The sequence below is a fragment of the Alteromonas sp. 38 genome (assembly GCF_902506055.1).
Lineage (GTDB): Bacteria > Pseudomonadota > Gammaproteobacteria > Enterobacterales > Alteromonadaceae > Alteromonas > Alteromonas lipotrueae.
On the sequence record NZ_LR733300.1, the window covers coordinates 1,080,150 to 1,101,292 of the forward strand.

Sequence of the window (21,143 nt, forward strand, 5' to 3'; positions counted from 1 at the left end):
GTCTCAACATTTAATTCTTGGGATCTCTTCCCATCGGGTAGTGGCTCTTTTCGTCAAAAAGTCTCTTTTCATGGCAAAGCTTTGTTGAAAGCCCCTAGCGCCAAAATGCATCGTGTTTTTGCCATACCTAGCGTTCGTATTGTCAAGAACTGCCATTAATGCCGAGTTGTCCGTACTGGGCGTAAACAAATCGCCTTGGCGATGTTTCTCGTCGCAAATGTCCAACAGACCCACCCCCACTTTGTAATAACGCACGCCTGGAACAAAGAGTTTATTTAGCGTATCAGACGCTGCGTGAATAACGTGTCGAGTATCATTGGTAGGCACAGCAAAGCTGGAAAGCGCCGACCGCTTTACATATCTGCCATCATCATGAGGCGAATTTGCCGCAAAGAAGGTGGCGCTATGAGCGAGAGAATGTTGAGCGCGTAGTTTTTTGGTGGCTATTTCAGCATGGGTCGCTAGCGCCGCTCTCAATTCATCTTGCTTAGTAACTCTATTTCCAAAACTACGGGTACTGTAAATCTCTTTTTTAGCGGGCCTTATCTCATCCCACGTCATTCTTAGTTCACCCTGAAGTTCTCTCACTGTATTTTCTAGCACGATAGAAAAATACTTACGCATTTTAGTGGGGGATTGTTGTGAAAGCGCATAAGCATTAATAATGCCCATGGCCATCAATCGTTTTTCCAAGCGCCCACCAATACCCCATACATCTGCTACTGCCATGCGGGATAATAGTGCCTGCTTTTCCTGTGGCGTATTAATAACCGCTGAGCCTCGAAAGCCGTCTAGCTTTTTTGCTGCGTGATTTGCCGCTTTGGCAAGGGTTGGAGTGGGACCAAATCCAACACCCACGGGAAGCTTTACCTCCCGCCAAATGGTTTTTCTTATTTCATATCCTAGGGCCAGCCATTCGCTATCATGTAGGCGTGGCGAAAAGCGCATGAAAGCTTCATCAATACTGTATTCGTGCAATTCATCACAGAATTGAGACATGACAGAAAACATTTTCGAAGACACATCGGCATACAGCTCATAGTTAGACGAGCACACAACAACCCCTGCTTTTTTTGCTTCCTCTTTCACCTGAAAATAGGGTACGAACTTTTTAAACCCTAATCTTTTGGCAATAGGGCAGGCCGCGACCACACAGCCATCATTATTGCTCAAAACCATAACGGGTTTGTTTCGCAGGTGAGGATTGTAGATTTTCTCGACCGATGCATACATGGAGGTGACATCTACCAGCGCAAACACTATTCGCCTCCTAGGCGGCGGTGTAGTGTTTTGTGAAGTCTAATGGAGCGCGTTACCACCCCTTCTATTGAAAATTCATCGCCTTCTTTTAAAAAGTAAGGTTTGTACAATGGTGATGAAGAACGCAAACAGCCGTGGCGTTTGTCTACACGCTTACAGACGAACTCGCCGTTTAAGGTCGCCACAATAATGCACATGTCTGAAATATCTTCAGCTCTTGAGACAATCAGCAGGTCGCCGTCGTGAATGCCATCGTCCATCATCGACTTGCCTTGCGCGTAGCCAATGAAGGTAGCAGCAGGTTTATCGATAAGGAGAGAGTCTAGGCTCAAGCCTAGTTCTGTATATTCTGCGGCAGGCGATTCAAAGCCTACGATGCCCGCTTGTGCTGTGATAGGGATAAATTTAAGCATACACTTCTAAAATACTGTTTATTTATACAGTATTTTAGTGGATTCTCATTCGCCAAGCAATCAAAGTACAGAAAATACTCGTCTTAATGGTGCTTGTAACTGTCGCCTAAATTCGCAATTGGTCATAATGGCGACTGGCTTTGTACGATATTTCTTACAAAAGTGTAGGAAATGTGGGTTTTTTATCGTGGTCTAAATCTAGACTAAAGTCTAATGCTATTGATTTATATGGTTTTTTCATTTTTAGATCATTTTAGCGCCTTATTTTCTCCTTAATTTATTGTAATTCTACCTAGCAGGAATTCTTGGTAGGGATATTATTAATGGCGTCACAGGGAAACACGATGAGTCAGGATGATTTTAAGGACAACCTTGGACAACTTAAGGAAGAGAATCCCTTAACAGGAGTGAGGGGAGATGGAAAAGCAGGAAGCATTACAGGGATGATAAGCGCACCGGATGTGCTGAAATGGAATTACCACAGGGACAGGCAAGGAAAGCGCAGGCGATAAGGAATCGCAGCAGGAAGTAGAAAGGATTTGGCGAAGGATCGTCATAAAAAGGAAAGATACAGGATGTATCGTAAAGGAAAGCTTGGAAGGCTTAAGCAAGGATAGTTTACGCAGGAGGCGTAAGAGCAAGGCAGCTCAGGAACGAACGGACCGCTTAGGGATTGAGCAAGTTACACAGGATGTGTAATGCAGAAAGGATGAAAGGATAGGAACACCAGCTTATGCTGGCAAGGAACAGCCTTAGGATGAGGCCCCCACGTGTAGGATAGGTGGGATGTTAAGGATAAATGGAAAGGGATTTACGCAAGGATGGGTAACTCGCACGGGAACACGCGAGAGAAGATGGAAAGGGGCGTATATGGATTTTAATCGGGAAGATTTTAGTCGCAAAGGAACGCAGAGAGGGAAACTCAAAATTCCAGGAAAAGGGGTAGCAGAGAGGCTACCCCTTTTTTTGCTTAATTTTTAGCGTTACCACTAAAAACGTTAATTTTGTTAGCACCTATTCCTGTTCGGCACAGTCATCTTGTTTATATCTATTTTCATAGCGAGCTAACAAGCCCGATAAAGCTAATTTACCCTGTGAGGTGGTAAGGTCGTTCTAATAATATGTTTACCCACCAATTCTACTTCTCCGCTGTATCTGTCTTCACCATTTCCTGAAAATTCAAACACAAAAATGTTATGCCAATCAGGCTTACTGTAGTTGAAAGTAATGCGGGTTTTGGCTCTGGCAATGCTGAGCAGTTGCAGTTGATTATTTTTGCAATACTGGCGCAAGTAACTATCGGTAAATTCGGAAATACTTCGTATGCGCCAAAACTGAAAGGCGACAAAGCCTAAGCCTAACCATAAGGTTAATTCAAGAAGTGTCATTCATTACCCCTAGTTTGTGAAAACAGCGTGCCAATTGCGCTGGCCAGTAAGTCACTGCGTTCTGGGGTTCTTAGTATGCCTAGTACTAATTCACGTAACTGGGGTACTTGAACAAGATCAGAGAAGAAGCCGCGGAATACGTCGCCATTATAGTTTTCTTGGTTATCGACCTCGGCAACCGCTTCAAAAAATAGCAGCAGTAATTTCTCGTCCATTTGCTGAAAATGGCGGGCAGCAATAACACTTAATATATCTAATCGGTTCAATTTCTTAGCTTCAAAGTGAGACACTAATTGCGTATATATAGTGTCGTTTTTGGTCTCACAAGACAAACCCCGTAGCGCGGCTAAACTTATTTCATCACCGTCTAACACTGAAAGCATGCATTGGTTAAGCCGCTCAGATACGTTCGCAACTTCGGCCATTTCCATAAAAGCCCGTTGAAATGGTTCGGCAAAAAGTGAAAAGTTACGCAGCACACTGTCTTGCACTTCTTGAGCGTTTTCCATTGAGTCTAATCTAATGACCACATCCGCAATTGCCTGTAAGGGAATGGTTTGCCAGTCAGCCACCTGCGGCGCTTTCACGTAGGCGATAACATACTGTGCGCTGACGCTAATTGGCTGATTCAGCTTCGCGCGAACCAGTGCATTAAATTGCGCAAGTAATGACTGCGCGGGCACAAATGAATAAGGATTATCTGGCAATGTGTTAGCCGCTTCAGAATCATCAGAAATTGATTGGCCTAGTGCATCGACAATAATTTGCAGAAAATGGTTTCTTGAAGCCGCTACCACTAATCCCTGCTCGTCTAGAGGGAGTTTGATAAACCAAATATAGTGCTGATTTGAGCTATTTTTATTCCAAAAAACAATGCCGAACCACGCATGTTGCTGGCGAGGGAAGGGCGCAACAGTTGAGCCATTCTCAATATCCAAAAACGCCTGATTGTCTAAAGCGGTAAGTCTTCGACCCATATCAAAAACAATATATTCTGTACCTGCATGCAATAAAAATTCGCTGATAGAGTTAATACTGTTTGCGTTCATTTCAGGCGTTCTCACTTCATAAAACTGATTTTAGGGCGCAAAGTTTAGCATATTTTAGTTGCCGACAGGCAAAGGCATTGTTCTTTTAAAGGTGCGAGCGGAATGAGTGCTGCCTCTGGTATACTGCCGTCCAGATCTATACGGCAAACCTTAAACCATGTAATGACTATGAAGTTAATAGAAGAATTCGAGTATCATTTAAATACGCTAGAAACAGCGATGCGCCAAACTAAAACGTGGCCGAACAAATCACCTAGCAAGGCGCAATTAGCCAGTACTGCCCCTTTTGCTATTGATACCCTGTCTTTTTTCGAATGGCTGGCGTATGTTTTTGTGCCTAAATGTCATTACTTAATAGCGATGGGTCAGCTACCAGGGAAGATGGCAATTTCCCCTGCGGCGCAGATGTATGTGCCAAACTGCCCCGAATCTATCTTAGTTTCGTTGCTTACTCTTGATAAACTAACCGAACCTAATAAGAAGTAAATCATGCCTGAAGAATTATCGGTTAGCCCGAGTGAAAAGGCTGGCAGCAATAGTGTGCAGCCATACCCGCCGCTTAATATTTTATATCAAGATGAGCATATCGTGGCCGTTGATAAACCGCCGGGTTTATTAGTGCACAGAAGTCCTATCGACAGGCATGAAACTCGCTTCGCCGTGCAGACATTAAGGGATCAGCTCAACAAGCACGTATTTCCCGCTCACCGACTAGATAGGCCCACATCCGGTGTACTATTGTTTAGTTTTGACAGTAAAACAGCGGCGCTGCTTGGCCAGCAGTTGATGAATAAGCAGGTGCAAAAGCAGTATCACGCTATTGTTCGTGGTTATGTTAAACATTCAGGGCTCATCGATTATGCGCTCAAATATCGTTACGATAAAATTGCCGATAAACATAAGCGCCCGCAGCAGGCACCTCAGCAAGCCACAACGGTATACGAAAGTTTAGCGAACTATGAATTACCTTTCGCCGTAGGTAAATATGAAACCGCCCGCTATTCATTAGTAAAACTTTTGCCCTCGACAGGACGCAAACATCAATTGCGTCGTCATATGGTACATATTAGGCACCCTATCTTGGGAGATACCACCCACGGAGACGGAAAACAGAACAAATTTTTGCAAACACACTTTAGTTTTCAGAATTTGGCCTTAAGTTGTACGCAGATGGGTTTTTATCACCCGATAACCGGAAAGTGGCTATCGGTGTCTGTTAGAATGCATTCAGAAATGCAACGAGTGTTAGATGCGTGGCAAGAATATCAGGTTTAAGGTTTGGGCTAGAAAGTGTGATGCTTAAACGGGAAACCCACACGATTTGAAAAGATAATGAGGAAGTAATGGCGACATTAAAAATTTTTGCAGGTACCGTGTATGGCAATGCGCAACATGTAGCAGAGCAAGTTGAAGAAAATCTTGCAGAGCAAGGTGTAGATTGCGAGCTTGAGAGCGATCCTTCAGTAAGCGACTTTACCGATGCCGACGCTATCTTATTGATTACTTCTACGACTGGCCAAGGCGATGTTCCACCAAACTTAGAATTTGTCTTCTCTGATTTGAAAGACGAGTTTCCATTGCTAAACGACAAGCCTTTTGCTGTTGCAGCGTTAGGTGATAGTAGTTATGGAGAAAGCTTCTGTGGAGCCGGTCGTCAATTCAATGAATTATTGTTAGAGCTGCAAGGTAAAGCGGTAGCCGACATGCTGGAAGTTGATGCCCTAGAGACCCTTGAACCTGAAACCATGGTTATTGAGTGGGTTAACGGTATTAAATCGCAGTTAGGTGTGTAACGGGGTTCGACACAAATCTCGAAAAATAAAAAAAGGGCGCTAAGCGCCCTTTTTTAATAGAAATCTATGAATACAAAAATACAGACTTATTCAACACCACGTAGTAGGGCATTAATACCTACTTTTGCACGAGTTTTAGCATCTACTTTCTTCACGATAATGGCAGCATATAGGCTGTACTTTCCGTCTGGGCTTGGAATGTTACCTGAAACTACTACAGAGCCCGCCGGTACGCGGCCATAATGTACTTCGCCGGTTTCACGGTCGTAAATACGGGTGCTTTGGCTAATGTAAACGCCCATGGAAATAACCGCACCTTCTTCAACAATAACGCCTTCAACAATTTCAGAGCGTGCGCCAATAAAGCAGTTATCTTCAATAATAGTAGGGTTTGCTTGAAGTGGCTCTAGCACACCACCAATGCCAACACCACCAGATAAGTGAACATTCTTACCGATTTGTGCGCAAGAACCTACGGTTGCCCATGTATCTACCATGGTGCCTTCGTCAACGAATGCACCAATGTTAACATATGAAGGCATAACAACCGCATTTTTACCCACGAAGGTACCGGTACGGACTGCCGCAGGAGGCACGATACGCGCACCGTCATTAGCAAATTGTTCAGCAGTATAGTTGCTGTATTTCAATGGTACTTTGTCGTAGTAACGGCTTTCAGCGCCTTCAATAACATCGTTGTTGTGTAGGCGGAAGAAAAGTAAAACGGCTTTCTTTAACCACTGATGAACAACCCATTCGCCCGCGATTTTTTCAGCTACACGCGCTTTTCCGCTATTAAGCAATGCAATAGCATCGGCAACGGCTTGTTTCACTTCTGCTGGGGCAGAAGAAGGGCTAATGTTGTCGCGGTTTTCGAAGGCGTCTTCAATAATGGCTTTCAATTCATTCATGGTATCGTGATATCTTCAAGTTGATCGAGTTTAAACAAGATACGCTTTTTCAAGCTTACTTGTTGTTCTTGGGTTAATGCTTTGCCAGCATCATTACTGACAATAAATATATCTTCTGCGCGCTCGCCGATAGTAGCAATTTTAGCCAGCTTTAAAGTGACATTAGTATCAACAAAAGCATGACCAATTTTAGCTAATATGCCTGGTGCGTCTAGTGCTTCTAACTCAATGAGTGTCGCTTCATCGCTCACACCGAAAAAGCGTACCTTAGTAGGCACGTCTAACTGCTTCATTTGCCGTGGTAGTTTACGCTTATTTTCGTGAGAACGGCCTGGTTTTTCAAGTTGGGTGCTAATCGCTTTTTCTAGCGATTGAATACGGGACTCTGACGATAGCCTCGCGCCATCATTTTCAAGCACCAACATACTGTCAAACACATAGCCATCGCGCGTTACGGTAACATGGGCATCGTGAATAGAGCAATTACGGCTGTCTAATACGGAAGCCACTTGTGCAAATAGGGCTTTTCTATCTTTACCGAAAAGAAAAATTTCCGTGCCGCCTTTTGCACTGTTGTCATTCGCTTTAACTAGAAGCTGGTGGCTATCTGGTGTTAGCCAATCATCCTGAGCTTTAACGATTTCTTCGGTATGCCATGCAATTTGGGTGGGCTTGAATCGTACAAAATAGTCATCATCTAACCGTGCCCATAATCCATCAATCGATTCAGAGTTAACCCCGCGTTCGTGCAGAATTTGTTGCGCTTGATATTTGTGAGTAGTGACTCGCTCACTTAATGTAACTTGGCATTGTAACCCGTTATCTAATGCTTTTTGCGTCATTAAATAAAGCTCCCTAAGGAGAGAGGCTTTCCAATCGTTCCACAAATTATCGTTGGTTGCCCGAATGTCTGCAAGGGTAAGTGTATACAGTAAGTTCAAGTGGTTGTGGCTTCTTACCGCGCCAGCAAATTCATTGATAACGTCTGGATCGTAAATATCTCTGCGCTGTGCCACTACCGACATCAGTAGGTGGTTTTCCACTAGCCAGCTTATCATAGCCGCGTCGTTTGCCGGTACGTCATGTTGTTCACAGAACTTGGCAACATCAACAGCGCCTAGCGTGGAATGGTCACCATTACGCCCTTTGGCGATATCGTGAAATATAGCGGCAATATACAATACTTCTGGTTTGTCTAAATTACGACAGATGCGGCCACAGCGTGGGAAATCTTTGTTCTCTTTCGAGAAAAAGTAATTCACGTGTTTCACTAAGCGGTGCGTATGTTCATCCACTGTGTAGGCGTGAAACAAATCAAATTGCATCATCCCTACAATGGCATCCCACTCAGGTAAGTAAGCTTGTAAAATGCCGTACTGATGCATAATGTCCCAACCAAATTTAAAAAAGTCGGGTTGTTTAAGCAAGATCATGAGCTTTTCACGGCATGCGGGGCGTTCAACAAAGTAAGCATTTTCAAAAGCGCGATGTGCGTTTCTTATTTGGCGAATACAGGTGGTGCTCAAGCCTTGAACTTCAGGGGTGTTAGTGACTACATTTAAAAAGTCTAGAATAGCCTCTGGCGAAGGAAATGCATTTTCATGGCGAGGCGAAATCATATTATCGAGTAATTCGAAATCTTCGTTAATAATCGCGCTACGCTGAACACTCTGATTAAGCATGTCATACTTGAACCGTTGCAAAAGCATTTGGTTCAATTCAGAAACTCGGGCGACAGTGCGGAAGAAGTCGCGCATCATTTTCTCAACTGAGCTTTTTCCTTCTTCCCCATACCCCATCATGGTGGCTACATCAGGTTGGTAATCAAAAAGAAGGCGGTTTTCACTTCGCCCAGCAACGAGATGTAAAGCACAGCGCATTTTCCACAAATGCATTCTACAGGTAATTAATTCGCTGTGTTCTTGCTCGGTAAAGTAGCCGTGACCCACGAGGTTCCAGCCGTCATATTCTTTAAAGTGTTTTTTCGCTACCCAACCAATGGATTGAATATCCCGTAAACAGCCAGGGTTTTCTTTGATATTGGGTTCAAGGTTGTACGCGGTGCCGTTAAATTTAGCGTGACGTCGCTTTTGTTCATCGTACTTCGCGGAGAAGAACGCTTTGCTCGTCCAAGAATTTCGTCCGTTAACTTCATCCCACAGCTTTTCAAAAATAGATTCGCTGCCGCAAAGCAGTCGACTTTCTACTAGGTTAGTAGCAATGGAAATGTCATCTTTGGCGAGGCTGACAGTTTCTTTAATAGTACGCACCGACTGACCCACATCAAGCTTAATATCCCAAAGCAGTGTAATGAAGCGACTCACTTTTTCTTGGGTGGCGGGCTTAAGAGTGCGTTTGCTGACTATCAGCAAATCGATGTCGGAATAAGGTTGAAGGTGTCCCCGTCCATAGCCACCCACTGCGCACAACGAAAGTTCGCTTTCATTGTCTAAACCGTAGAGGTGCCACAAGTGACACAACAGGGCGTCCACGAATTGGGCACGCCCCGTGACAAGTTGGTTAACAGGAATACTATCGAATGACGCTTTTATCCATGCGTAGCTATCTTCCACACACGACTTGATGGCAACTAAGTCGTCAACCGACGTTATTTGATCAATATTTTTTATTAGGGATTGCAGCGTCAAATTACACCTTCTATGCGTACAGCTTTTTGAACACAACGAACCTTATCACGAAATGAAACGAAATCGCAGTGCCGATTATCTGCATATTCAAGGTTATATTGTGAATAAATATACAAAAATGTTATAGGTATGCTGCGAGTGTAAAATGAAATATACCAACGCTAATTTCAAAACAGCTCATGCGATAGATAGGAATAGCGAAGCCGATAAGTGAAAAAACAACGGTGGTAAATAGTATGAAGTCGTTTTCGTATAAAACTCGTATTACACATAAGGCTATCGGTAAACGAAAGAAAGTGAAGGAGTAGAAAATATATAGCAACCAAACAAAGTTTACGCTGCTATATATTTAAACATACGCGATACAAGCACTATATAAAAGGTGCTTATCGAACCGGAAAAGTATTTATCAGGGTGTGAAAAGTTAACTGTGTGAAATGATGCGAGGAAGGTCCTCTTCATCACGTAAAGTTAAAACTTCTACACCGTCTTCAGTAACCAGCAAGGTATGTTCCCATTGTGCACTTAAACTTCTGTCTTTGGTTACCACTGTCCACTGATCAGGAAGAATTTTTGAGTAACGCTTACCAGCATTCACCATAGGTTCAATGGTGAAGCACATGCCCGCTTCAAGTACATCGCCAGTGCCAGGCTTACCGTAATGCACGATTTGTGGCTCTTCGTGGAAGCTAGCACCAATACCATGGCCACAGTACTCACGAACGATTGAATAGTTATGCGCTTCAGCATGGGTTTGGCAAATATGACCAATATCGCCCAATGTCATGCCTGGCTTAACTTCTTTTATTGCTTTATATAAACATTCTTGCGTGATGCGAGTTAAACGTTCAGCCAATATTGCAGGTTTACCAACAATGAACATCTTTGAGGTATCGCCATGATAGCCATCTTTAATTACGGTTACATCGATATTAATAACGTCACCATCTTTCAATTTTTTGTCCGATGGAATGCCATGGCAAATACAATGGTTTACAGACGTACAAATTGATTTAGGGAACGGGGGGTGACCATAGTTTAATGGTGCAGGAATAGCTTGCTGCTCATTAACAATGTAATCATGACATATCGTATTTAACTCATCTGTAGTTACACCCTTTTTTACATAGGGACCAATCATAGTGAGTACATCGGCTGCTAGTTTTCCAGCAACGCGCATTTTTTCGATTTCTTCAGAGGTCTTAATAATAGCTGACACAGCGTCTCTCTATTCGTTTATTTAGGCCGTTACGCTACCACTTGTAAAATAGGCAGGGGTTAACGTGCAGAATGTATCTATATAAGTATATTTTAGCCATTAGGATTGAATGTGTATAGGGGCAGTCTTAAAGAATGCAAGTAATGGCTAAACTGGCGGTAAAACTTGAGTGGATAAGCTTAATATGGTATAAAGCGCGCGCCCTGACGGAATGCCCTTAAAAGCATGTGGTCAAAAGGGTAAATTAAATTTAATTAAAACACACATATACCAACACTGCGTATCGGGGTGTTCTACTTATTTATAGGTGGGATCGATACAATGGGTATATGGAGGCCTAACCCCGAGAGGAAATTAAAATGGCAAATGTTTCTATGCGTGACATGCTGAAAGCCGGTGTGCATTTCGGTCACCAAACTCGTTACTGGAACCCTAAGATGAAACCTTACATCTTTGGCGCACGTAACAAAGTTCATATCATCAACCTTGAAAAAACAGTTCCACTTTTCAACAACGCTCTTAACTACCTATCAAGCGTAGCATCTAAGAAAGGGAAAATCCTTTTCGTAGGTACTAAGCGCGCTGCTGGCGATGCGGTAAAAGATGCAGCTGTTAAATGTGACCAGTTTTACGTTAACAAGCGTTGGTTAGGTGGTATGTTGACTAACTGGAAAACAGTTCGTCAGTCAATCAAGCGTTTGAAAGAACTTGAGCAAAAAAGCCAAGACGGTACTTTCGAAAAGCTGACCAAAAAAGAAGCCCTAATGCTTCAGCGTGAAATGGAAAAGCTTGAAAACAGCCTTGGCGGAATCAAAGATATGGGCGGCTTACCAGACGCTATCTTTGTTGTCGATGCAGACCACGAGCACATTGCTATCACAGAAGCACGTAACCTGGGTATTCCAGTTGTTGGTGTTGTGGATACTAACTCTAACCCAGATGGTGTTGATTACATCATTCCTGGTAACGACGATGCAATCCGCGCAGTTCAACTATACTTGGATGCCGCTGCTAACGCTGTAATTTCTGGTCGCGAAAGCAACCTTGAAGCACAAGCTGAGCAAGACGACTTCGTAGAAGCAGCAGAGTAATTCTGTTCGCTTTACTGTCATATCAAAAGCATATGATAGTGCAACAATACGAAACGTATTGAGAGGGGCGATAACGCCCCTTTTACCTAACCGAATTTATATTTATTGCTGAGGAATTGAAAAATGGCAGTGACTGCAGCACTAGTTAAAGAACTGCGCGAGCGTACAGGCGCAGGTATGCTGGATTGTAAGAAAGCCCTGGTTGAAACGGATGGTGACATTGAACTAGCCATTGAAAACATGCGTAAATCAGGCCAAGCGAAAGCAGCTAAAAAAGCAGGCCGTATCGCAGCTGAAGGTGTAATCCTTACTAAAGTTCAAGACGGTCGCGCGACTATGCTTGAAATTAACTGTGAAACAGATTTCGTAGCACGTGACGAAGGTTTCCTTAAGTTTGGTAACGAGTTGCTAGAAATAGCAGCAGCGAACAACATCAACGATATCGACACGTTGAATGCGTCTGAACTTAACGGTGCTAAAGTAAGCGACGTTCGTGACACATTAGTGGCGAAAATCGGTGAAAACATCTCTCCTCGTCGCGTTATCAACGTTGAAGGCGATACACTAGGTGCATACGTGCACGGCGGTCGTATCGGCGTAATCTCAATTCTTACTGGTGGCAGCGAAGAGTTGGCTAAAGACATTGCAATGCACGTTGCAGCGGCTAGCCCTCAGTTCGTTAAGCCTGAAAATGTTCCAGCTGAAGTTGTTGAGAAAGAGAAAGAAATCCAAATCGGTATTGCAATGCAGTCTGGTAAGCCAGCTGATATCGCAGAGAAGATGGTTGCAGGCCGTATGAAGAAGTTTACTGGTGAAGTAAGCTTAACTGGTCAGCCTTTCGTTAAAGATCCTTCAATCAGCGTTGCTGAGTTGCTTAAAAACAACTCTGCTGATGTTGTTAACTTCGTACGTTTCGAAGTTGGTGAAGGTATCGAGAAGAAAACTGAAGACTTTGCAGCAGAAGTTGCAGCACAAATGGAAGCGGCCAAGAAATAATTGGGCGTTTATCTTTTGCATTGTGTTAATGTCAGATAAACTACAAGGCACCTCTTCGGAGGTGCTTTTTTATAGCTACTACCCGCGGGTTACGGTTTTGCTAAGGTAAGGTAGAGTGCAAAACGGTAAAATCTTTAAACGCTTACGAAAGCATTTTGTCCTATTCTTTTTACCTGCAAAAGCAGTGTGTAAATAATAGAAAAGCATAAGACAAAATGGGTTTACGAGGACATATCGAATAATGAGTATCACACCGAAATCAGCATATCGACGCATTCTGTTAAAGCTAAGTGGCGAAGCCCTTATGGGTGAAGAAGGCTTTGGCATCGATCCTAAAGTACTTGACCGTATGGCCCAAGAAATCAAAGAACTTGTTGAACTAGGTGTTCAAGTAGGCTTGGTTATTGGTGGCGGTAACTTGTTCCGCGGCGAAGGGCTTGCAAAAGCTGGCATGAACCGCGTTGTAGGCGACCACATGGGTATGCTTGCTACCGTAATGAACGGCTTAGCCATGCGTGATGCACTGCATCGTGCCTTTGTTAATGCGCGTATGATGTCAGCTATACCTTTAAATGGCGTGTGCGATGCTTACAACTGGGCAGAAGCGATTAGTTTATTAAAATCTGGCCGTGTGGTTATTTTTTCAGCGGGTACAGGTAATCCTTTCTTCACCACAGATTCAGCCGCGTGTCTTCGCGGTATTGAAATTGAAGCCGATGCCGTGCTAAAAGCCACGAAAGTTGATGGTGTTTATAGCGATGACCCAGTTAAAAATCCAGATGCTACTTTATATGATCAACTGTCTTATCAAGAAGTACTCGAGAAAGAATTAAAAGTGATGGACCTGTCAGCGTTCACACTTGCTAGAGATCACAGCCTACCTATCCGTGTATTTAATATGAACGAAGCAGGTTGTTTGAAACGTGTTGTTATGGGTGAGCAAGTTGGCACCCTAATTTGTCACGCTGACAATAGTTAATTAAGAAAATAGGAAATATAACGTGATTGATGAAATTGAATTAGATGCGCAAGAGCGTATGGATAAAAGCATCAGTGCACTTAAAGGCCAGTTTAGCAAAATTCGCACAGGCCGTGCTCATCCAAGCTTATTAGATGGCATTATGGTACCTTACTACGGTACAGACACACCGCTTAAGCAAGTAGCTAACGTCATTGCGGAAGATAGCCGTACATTGGCACTGACTGTGTTTGATAAAAGTGCTATTCAAGCTGTTGAAAAAGCAATTATGCAGGCAGATTTGGGATTAAACCCAATGAGCGCGGGTGGTTCTATTCGAATTCCACTTCCGCCGCTTACCGAAGAGCGTCGAAAAGACCTTATTCGTGTGGTGCGTAATGAAGCAGAAAACGGCCGAGTTTCAATTCGAAATATCCGCCGCGATGCTAACAGCGACGTCAAAGAATTACTTAAAGAGAAAGAAATCAGCGAAGATGAAAGCCGCGCAGCGGAAGAAAATATTCAGTCTTTAACGAATGACTTCATTAAGAAAGTTGACGGCATGCTTGCTGTTAAAGAAAAAGAACTGATGGAAGTGTAACAAGTATTATGATTGGGAAGCGGTCAAACGCAGCCAAAACGACTGATACAGTAGGGCCAGCATCCGTTGCTGGCCCTAAACATGTCGCCATTATTATGGATGGCAATGGTCGTTGGGCGCAAAAGAAAGGGAAAATTCGTACCTTCGGGCACAAGGCAGGTGTTGAGTCTGTTCGAGCAGTGGTACGCTTTGCTCGTCAAACTGGCATTGAGTCTTTAACCTTGTTCGCTTTTTCAAGTGAAAATTGGAAGCGTCCCGAAGAAGAAGTCAGTGTATTGATGGAACTGTTCAATTTAGTGTTAAACAGTGAAGCCAAACGACTCCATAAAAATGGCGTTCGCTTAAAAGTAATAGGCGATTTAAGTGCTTTTGATAGCAAGTTGGTTGCAAAAATCCGCAAAGCGGAAGATATGACTTCTGGTAATAACGATCTTGTTCTTAATATCGCTGCCAATTACGGTGGCAGATGGGACATTGTTAATGCCGCAAAAGAAGTAGCTGAAAAAGTAAAGCAAGGCGAAATGTCGCTTCAAGACATTGATGAGGCAGTTTTTAATCAACATACCTCTACAGCGAGCCTTCCTGAACTTGATCTTCTCATACGCACGGGTGGTGAACACCGAATCAGCAACTTTTTATTATGGCAGTGTGCGTACGCCGAATTATATTTTACCGATGTACTATGGCCAGACTTCAATGAAGATGTTTTTCAATTAGCCGTAGATGATTTTAATGTTCGCCAACGACGGTTCGGTCTTACCGGTGAACAAATTGATACTGCCAGCAGCTAACTCTATGCAGGCAGGTATCAGGGCAGGCCTGAGCACAGGAGCCGAGAGCCAATTATGCTAAAACAAAGAATAATAACAGCGTTAATTCTCGCGCCTTTGGCGCTATTTTCCATACTTTTTCTGCCTATCTTCTGGTTTGAAATTGCGATTTCCGGTGTGGTTGCGATAGGGGCTTACGAATGGGCTAATATGTCCGGTATTTGTGAGCGCCCTAAAAAAATACTCTTCATGGCAGCAGCATTCGCTATCTGCATCAGCTTATCCTTAATTGTTGATACCAGTGTTATTTGGTATCAAGGTCAACTTCACGATTTATATCACGGAATTTTAGGCATAGCGGTAGTGTGGTGGATAGTTTCTCTTTTCATGGTATTAGCCTATCCCAAATACACCAAGTTTTGGCGTGAAAGCCGCAGTGTGCGCACCGTGTTCGGCTTACTTACCTTAATTCCAACTTGGGTGGCGGTTATTGCCCTTCGCACCAGTCTGCACGATGTAGACCCCTTTTATGGTGCATCACTTATTTTCTACGTTTTAGGTATCGTGTGGGCGGCAGATATAGGCGCTTTCTTCGTAGGCGTTAAATTTGGTCGCCACAAGTTACGTCCTAATGTTTCCCCAGGTAAAAGTTTAGAAGGTCTTATAGGCGGCATTGCAGCTTCATTTGCCATTATTGCTTTTGCTGCATTGCACTATCAAGTTGAGCCTTCCCGCATTTGGTTGCACCTCATTATCGGCGGCGTTACCGTGGCGGTTTCAGCATTAGGTGACCTTAACGAAAGTATGCTAAAACGCTGTGCGGGTATTAAAGATAGTGGGAAAATTCTGCCTGGACACGGCGGAGTGCTTGACAGAATAGATAGCTTAACTGCTGCATTTCCGGTCTTTGCGTTCTGCTATGTAACGTGGATGGCGTGATGCAAACCGTTACCGTTTTAGGGGCAACCGGCTCTATTGGTTGTAATACCCTCGATGTTATTAATCGTCATCCTGAAAAATACCGCACCTTTGCCATTACTGGCAATGGTCAGCTTGAATTACTTATGCAGCAAGCGCAGAAGTGCTCGCCTCGATTCGTGGTGGTTGCTGATGAAGCTAGGTACAAAGAGGCTTGCACGCTAGCGACAGAATACAATATCACCGCCGAAATACTCTGTGGCGCTAAAGCTTTAGAAGACGTGTCTTGTGCAGCCGAAGTCGATACTGTGATGGCGGCCATAGTGGGGGCGGCAGGTTTGCTACCTACATTAGCGGCTGTGAAAGCGGGTAAAAAGGTATTATTAGCAAATAAAGAAGCGCTAGTGATGTCTGGTGCATTATTTATTGATGCTGCAACACAAAGCGGCGCTGAAATTTTACCTATAGACAGTGAGCATAACGCTATCTTTCAATGTCTCCCTCAAGGTTATGAGTATGGCGAATTGGAGAAGGCGGGTATTAGCAAGATTTTGCTAACAGGCTCAGGGGGGCCTTTCAGAGAACGTGAATTAGGTTCCTTTAATGCTATTACGATTGATGAAGCGAGCAGCCACCCTAATTGGTCTATGGGGCGTAAAATCACGATAGATTCGGCCACTATGATGAACAAAGGGCTTGAGTTTATTGAGGCCTGTTGGTTATTTGGTGCATCGCCAGACGACATTCAAGTGGTGGTCCACCCACAAAGTTTTATCCATTCAATGGTGCAGTATGTAGACGGTTCGGTTATAGCGCAGCTGGGTAACCCAGATATGCGCACACCAATTGCTTATGGTCTTGCCTATCCATCTCGCATTGATGCTGGTGTTAAGCCATTAGATTTTTCCGATATGGCTAATTTTAGCTTTGAAACGCCGTGTTTCACGCGCTATCCAAATTTAAAACTCGCCATTGATGCATGTAGAGAAGGGCAGGCAGCTACCACCCGTTTAAATGCTGCAAATGAAATAGCGGTTGCCTCTTTTCTAGAGGGGAAAATAGGGTTTACGGATATTGCAGTAGTCAATGAAGAAACCCTAAACAAAATGGAACCAGTAACCGTTTCATCTATCCAACAAATCCTTGAACAGGATACTGCCGCCCGCACGGTAGCAGACCAAGTCATTAGAGGTAAGTTCACGTGTTAGGATTTTTATGGAGCTTAGGTGCATTTATAGTCGCGTTAGGTATTTTAGTCGCGGTACATGAGTGGGGACACTTCTATATAGCGCGGCGTTGTGGCGTGCAAGTAGAGCGTTTTTCTATTGGTTTTGGCAAGCCGCTTTGGCGTAGAACCAGTAAAACAGGCACCGAGTATGTGATTGCTATGATCCCGCTCGGTGGCTACGTACGCATGCTTGATGGACGAATTGACGACGTACCCCCAGAGCTAGAACATAAGGCGTTTAACCATAAGCCGGTATTACAGCGCATGGCTATTATTTTTGCTGGCCCTGGCGTGAATTTTATCTTTGCTGTTTTTGCGTTGTGGTTGATGTACTTAGTTGGGCTTCAAACAGTAAAGCCTGTTATTGGCAATATTGAACCTGGAAGTATTGCAGCCCAAGCAGGTGTTGTTAAGGGTGATGAAGTCATTAAGGTAGGAAGTCGTAGCACCCCAGATTGGGAAGCAGTGAACCTTGAAGTGGTTTCTTACATTGGTCAAGAATCGGCCCGAGTTACTGTATTAACCCAAGATAAAAAAGAAAAAGAAGTAACATTTACACTTGAGGGTTGGAACTTTGACCCTGATAGCGAGTCTCCTTTAAGCAGTCTAGGAATAACTCCATTTCGTCCTAATCCAACTTTGGAAGTGGGTTTTGTTGGAGAGGACAGTGCAGCACAAAAGGCTGGTTTGCAACCAGGTGATAAATTACTCGCTTTAAATGGTGATGAATTAACCACGTGGCAGGCATTAGTTGATGTGATTGTTGAAAGCCCTGGAGATTCGGTTGTATTGTCGATTGAAAGGGATGGACAACCCCAGCAACTGCGTGCAACGATAGCGCGCCGCGATACACCAGAAGGGCAAACTGGGTATTTAGGGGTAAGCCCAACGTTTGAAGCTTGGCCTGAAGGGTATGTGTTTACCCATCAATATGGCATAGTAGAGGCAGTTGGAAGAGCGTTAGATAAAACGTGGCGCTTAATGACACTCAGTGTTGAGATGATAGGCAAATTAGTCACCGGCGATGTTTCGGTGAAAAATTTAAGTGGGCCTATATCCATCGCTCAAGGAGCAGGAACCAGTGCCGGTTATGGCTTGGCTTACTTTTTGAGCTTTCTTGCCTTAATTAGTGTGAATTTAGGCATAATTAATTTACTACCCTTGCCCATGCTAGATGGTGGTCACCTGATGTTTTACATCGTGGAATGGCTTACCGGCAAGCCTGTGCCTGATGCGGTACAGGAGTGGGGTTACAGAATCGGTGGCGTGCTTCTGTTTATGATAATGGGTATCGCTATTATGAACGATATTGCTCGCATAGCCTGATGAAAGTCAGGAAACATAAAACAGCTAACATAAAACGCGGCCAGGAAAAGAAAAATAGATGAAGTTAAAACAGTTAGTAGCAGCCGGAGCCATTTTTTCCAGTGCTAGCTTTGCCAATGCTGCGGCGCAGAATAGTGAATTCGTTGTAGAAGATATTCGAGTAGAAGGTCTACAGCGGGTAGCACTAGGTGCAGCCTTAACCTATTTGCCAGTTCAGGTTGGTGATGAGCTAAATACCTTTCGGGTAACTCAGCTTATCCGTTCTCTGTACTCATCAACGCATTTCGAAAACGTCGAAATTCTGCGTGACGGCAACACATTGGTAGTACGCGTAGCCGAACGCCCCACAATAAGTAATATTATTTTTGAGGGCAACGATGATATTAAAGATGAGCAGCTCCAAGAAAGCTTAGACGGCAATGGCGTACGATTAGGTGAGCCCTTAGATAAGACCGTTCTAACGTCGATTGAAAATGGCTTGAAAGATTTCTTTTACAGCATTGGTAAATATAACGCTGACGTAACAGCGATTATTACGCCGCTTCCTCGAAATCGTGTCGATTTGAAATTACTTTTCGAAGAAGGTGATGCGGCTAAAATTCAACAAATCAACATCGTTGGTAACGAGATTTTTACTGACGCAGAGTTGATGGATCAGTTTGAGTTGCAGTTCGATACTCCGTGGTGGGATTTCTTGTCAGAAACCCGCTATCAGCAACAAACGTTGCAAGGTGATATGGAATCACTACGTAATCACTATTTAGATCGTGGTTACCTTCGCTTCAATGTGGATTCTACACAAGTATCCATGACCCCTGAAAAGTCGGGTATTTACGTTGCAATGAACGTAAGTGAAGGCGAGCAATACACTATCTCTGAAGTCGAGCTGGTGGGTGATGTGCTGGGTCATGAAGACTATATTCAGCGTGTATTACCACTAACGCCAGGTGAGCTTTATAACCAAGCCGAAGTCACTTACACAGAAGAATTTATCAGTAAGTACCTTGGCCGATTTGGTTACGCTTATCCAACAGTGACCACGGTACCAAACATTAACGATGAAGATAAAACGGTGAAACTGACCTTGTCAGTAGACCCGGGCAAACGTATTTACGTTAAGCGTATTAAGTTCAACGGTAACGTGGTTACTGCTGATAACGTTTTACGTCAGAACGTAAGCCAAATGGAAGGTACATGGTTATCAAATAACTTACTTGAATCTTCCAAGAACCAATTGTCACGTTTGACGTATATGGAAGAGGTTGAATTTGAAACCATCAGAATTCCAGGCCAAGATGACCAAGTAGACGTCAACTTCAACGTTAAAGAGCAGCCTTCTGGTTCATTCAACGCCGGTATTGGGTACGGCGATCAAACTAAGTTAAGCCTTCAAGCGGGTATTCAACAAGATAACTTCTTGGGTACCGGTAAGCGCGTGGGTTTAAACTTAAGTACGGTTTCTTATCAACGTTCGGCGCAAATTACCTATAACGACCCTTACTTTACTATCGACGGTATCAGTTTAGGTGGTTCGTTAGGATATAGTGAATTTGACGGCTCAGACTTTAACGTTATCCAATATAACTCGAAGCAGTGGTCTGTAGGTGCGAATATCGGGTACCCGATAAACGAATTTAACCGAATCAACTTCGGGCTGACGTACAGTAACGTAGAGCTCTATAACCGTGGTTATTATGAGCAAACGGAGCAGTTTTATAACCAGTTCCTTGATGGCGATGATCCTGATGCGCCCATTAAATACCATAGCTATCTTGCCAGCGTAAGTTGGAGTCGTAGTACATTAAACCGCGGTTTATTCCCTACAGCAGGCTCGTCACAGCGTGCCTCATTTAGTATTACTACACCTAATTCTGATGTGAATTATTTCAAAACCTTGTTCGATGGAAAGTGGTATTTCCCACTGTCTAGAAATCAGCGCTGGTCAGTACTTGCCAGAATTAGAATGGGTTACGGTAACGGCTATGGTGATGTAAATGGTAATGAGCAGATATTGCCGTTCACCGAAAACTTCACCGCTGGTGGCTCGGATTCACTTCGTGGGTTTGAGAATAACACCGTAGGTCCGCGTGGTATCATTCGCTCACCAAGTGGCTCTTTAACAGGTCCTGATGGTGAAGTTTATCCAACAGACCCTATTGATGATGTGATTACATTATCTAGTCGCAGTCTTGGTGGTAACGCAATGGCACTAGGTGGTCTTGAGTTAATTGTTCCCACACCTTTTGTGGAAGCAGATATGGACAACTCGGTAAGAACCAGTCTATTTGTGGATGTGGGCAACGTGTGGGATACTGAGTTCGATTACGACCAATACAAAGATTTTGATCAGTCTAGCACTCAGTATGGTTCGTTAATGGACTATTCTGACTGGACGCTGTATCGTAGTTCCGCTGGTATTTCGGTACAATGGATTTCACCAATGGGACCGATGGTATTCAGCTTCTCAAGAGCGATCCAAGAACGTGATGGTGATGATGCTAAATTCTTCACCTTTAATATCGGTCAGACATTCTAAAATATTAAACGGGGCCCTAGGCACCCAGATAAAGAGAT

The 21,143-nt window shown here is 43.7% G+C and carries 19 protein-coding genes; 12 read left to right on the top strand and 7 right to left on the bottom strand.

Annotated features, from left to right (window positions below; all coding sequences use genetic code 11):
- Positions 1–3 precede the first annotated feature (3 nt).
- The 4 genes from FLAVO9R_RS04575 to FLAVO9R_RS04590 form a co-directional block, all read right to left on the bottom strand.
- Positions 4–1,260 carry a Y-family DNA polymerase gene (locus FLAVO9R_RS04575; RefSeq protein WP_159529206.1) on the bottom strand — a complete coding sequence of 419 codons (1,257 nt, stop codon included), beginning with the start codon at positions 1,258–1,260 and terminating at the stop codon, positions 4–6.
- Positions 1,260–1,673, bottom strand: coding sequence for a LexA family protein (locus FLAVO9R_RS04580; protein WP_159529208.1), 414 nt, complete (start codon positions 1,671–1,673; stop codon positions 1,260–1,262). The genes FLAVO9R_RS04575 and FLAVO9R_RS04580 overlap by 1 nt, the downstream gene beginning before the upstream one ends.
- A gap of 1,082 nt (positions 1,674–2,755) precedes the next feature.
- A complete protein-coding gene (locus tag FLAVO9R_RS04585; protein ID WP_013785197.1) occupies positions 2,756–3,061 on the bottom strand; it encodes a DUF3301 domain-containing protein in 306 nt (101 codons plus the stop codon).
- The gene (locus tag FLAVO9R_RS04590; RefSeq protein ID WP_159529210.1) at positions 3,058–4,110 is read right to left on the bottom strand and encodes a DUF3549 family protein; all 1,053 of its coding nucleotides are present in this window, start codon (positions 4,108–4,110) and stop codon (positions 3,058–3,060) included. The genes FLAVO9R_RS04585 and FLAVO9R_RS04590 overlap by 4 nt, the downstream gene beginning before the upstream one ends.
- 168 nt (positions 4,111–4,278) lie before the next feature.
- Between FLAVO9R_RS04590 and FLAVO9R_RS04595 the strand changes: the two genes are divergently transcribed.
- From FLAVO9R_RS04595 to FLAVO9R_RS04605, 3 genes are all read left to right on the top strand, one after another.
- The gene (locus FLAVO9R_RS04595; protein ID WP_159529212.1) at positions 4,279–4,596 is read left to right on the top strand and encodes a YqcC family protein; all 318 of its coding nucleotides are present in this window, start codon (positions 4,279–4,281) and stop codon (positions 4,594–4,596) included.
- 3 nt (positions 4,597–4,599) lie between these two features.
- A complete protein-coding gene (gene truC / locus FLAVO9R_RS04600) occupies positions 4,600–5,385 on the top strand; it encodes a tRNA pseudouridine(65) synthase TruC (RefSeq protein ID WP_159529214.1) in 786 nt (261 codons plus the stop codon).
- A gap of 68 nt (positions 5,386–5,453) precedes the next feature.
- On the top strand, positions 5,454–5,903 hold the full coding sequence (locus FLAVO9R_RS04605; RefSeq protein WP_159529216.1) for a flavodoxin: 450 nt from the start codon (positions 5,454–5,456) through the stop codon (positions 5,901–5,903).
- 86 nt (positions 5,904–5,989) lie between these two features.
- Here FLAVO9R_RS04605 and dapD read toward each other — a convergent pair whose 3' ends face one another.
- The 3 genes from dapD to map form a co-directional block, all read right to left on the bottom strand.
- Positions 5,990–6,814, bottom strand: coding sequence for a 2,3,4,5-tetrahydropyridine-2,6-dicarboxylate N-succinyltransferase (dapD, locus tag FLAVO9R_RS04610; protein WP_159529218.1), 825 nt, complete (start codon positions 6,812–6,814; stop codon positions 5,990–5,992).
- Positions 6,811–9,462: a [protein-PII] uridylyltransferase gene (gene glnD, locus FLAVO9R_RS04615; protein ID WP_159529220.1), complete on the bottom strand. Its 2,652-nt coding sequence runs from the start codon at positions 9,460–9,462 to the stop codon at positions 6,811–6,813. Before glnD ends, dapD begins: the two co-directional genes overlap by 4 nt.
- A 424-nt stretch (positions 9,463–9,886) precedes the next feature.
- On the bottom strand, positions 9,887–10,681 hold the full coding sequence (map, locus tag FLAVO9R_RS04620) for a type I methionyl aminopeptidase (protein ID WP_159529222.1): 795 nt from the start codon (positions 10,679–10,681) through the stop codon (positions 9,887–9,889).
- 359 nt (positions 10,682–11,040) lie between these two features.
- On the opposite strand from map, the gene rpsB reads away from it, so the two are divergent.
- From rpsB to bamA, 9 genes are all read left to right on the top strand, one after another.
- On the top strand, positions 11,041–11,772 hold the full coding sequence (rpsB, locus tag FLAVO9R_RS04625; protein WP_013785189.1) for a 30S ribosomal protein S2: 732 nt from the start codon (positions 11,041–11,043) through the stop codon (positions 11,770–11,772).
- A 123-nt stretch (positions 11,773–11,895) separates the two neighbouring features.
- Positions 11,896–12,768 carry a translation elongation factor Ts gene (tsf, locus tag FLAVO9R_RS04630; protein ID WP_013785188.1) on the top strand — a complete coding sequence of 291 codons (873 nt, stop codon included), beginning with the start codon at positions 11,896–11,898 and terminating at the stop codon, positions 12,766–12,768.
- Positions 12,769–13,009: 241 nt separating this feature from the next.
- Positions 13,010–13,747 (top strand): UMP kinase, encoded by a 738-nt coding sequence (gene pyrH / locus FLAVO9R_RS04635; RefSeq protein ID WP_013785187.1) that lies wholly within the window; start codon positions 13,010–13,012, stop codon positions 13,745–13,747.
- Between the two features lie 22 nt (positions 13,748–13,769).
- The gene (gene frr, locus FLAVO9R_RS04640) at positions 13,770–14,327 is read left to right on the top strand and encodes a ribosome recycling factor (protein WP_013785186.1); all 558 of its coding nucleotides are present in this window, start codon (positions 13,770–13,772) and stop codon (positions 14,325–14,327) included.
- An 8-nt stretch (positions 14,328–14,335) separates the two neighbouring features.
- A complete protein-coding gene (uppS, locus tag FLAVO9R_RS04645; protein WP_159529224.1) occupies positions 14,336–15,118 on the top strand; it encodes a polyprenyl diphosphate synthase in 783 nt (260 codons plus the stop codon).
- Positions 15,119–15,172: 54 nt separating this feature from the next.
- Positions 15,173–16,036, top strand: coding sequence for a phosphatidate cytidylyltransferase (locus FLAVO9R_RS04650; RefSeq protein WP_159529226.1), 864 nt, complete (start codon positions 15,173–15,175; stop codon positions 16,034–16,036).
- Positions 16,036–17,223: a 1-deoxy-D-xylulose-5-phosphate reductoisomerase gene (gene ispC / locus FLAVO9R_RS04655; RefSeq protein WP_159529228.1), complete on the top strand. Its 1,188-nt coding sequence runs from the start codon at positions 16,036–16,038 to the stop codon at positions 17,221–17,223. The genes FLAVO9R_RS04650 and ispC overlap by 1 nt, the downstream gene beginning before the upstream one ends.
- Complete coding sequence (gene rseP, locus FLAVO9R_RS04660; RefSeq protein ID WP_159529230.1) at positions 17,217–18,569, top strand: sigma E protease regulator RseP; 1,353 nt, start codon at positions 17,217–17,219, stop codon at positions 18,567–18,569. Before ispC ends, rseP begins: the two co-directional genes overlap by 7 nt.
- A 58-nt stretch (positions 18,570–18,627) precedes the next feature.
- Positions 18,628–21,105 carry an outer membrane protein assembly factor BamA gene (gene bamA / locus FLAVO9R_RS04665; protein ID WP_159529232.1) on the top strand — a complete coding sequence of 826 codons (2,478 nt, stop codon included), beginning with the start codon at positions 18,628–18,630 and terminating at the stop codon, positions 21,103–21,105.
- Positions 21,106–21,143: the final 38 nt, after the last annotated feature.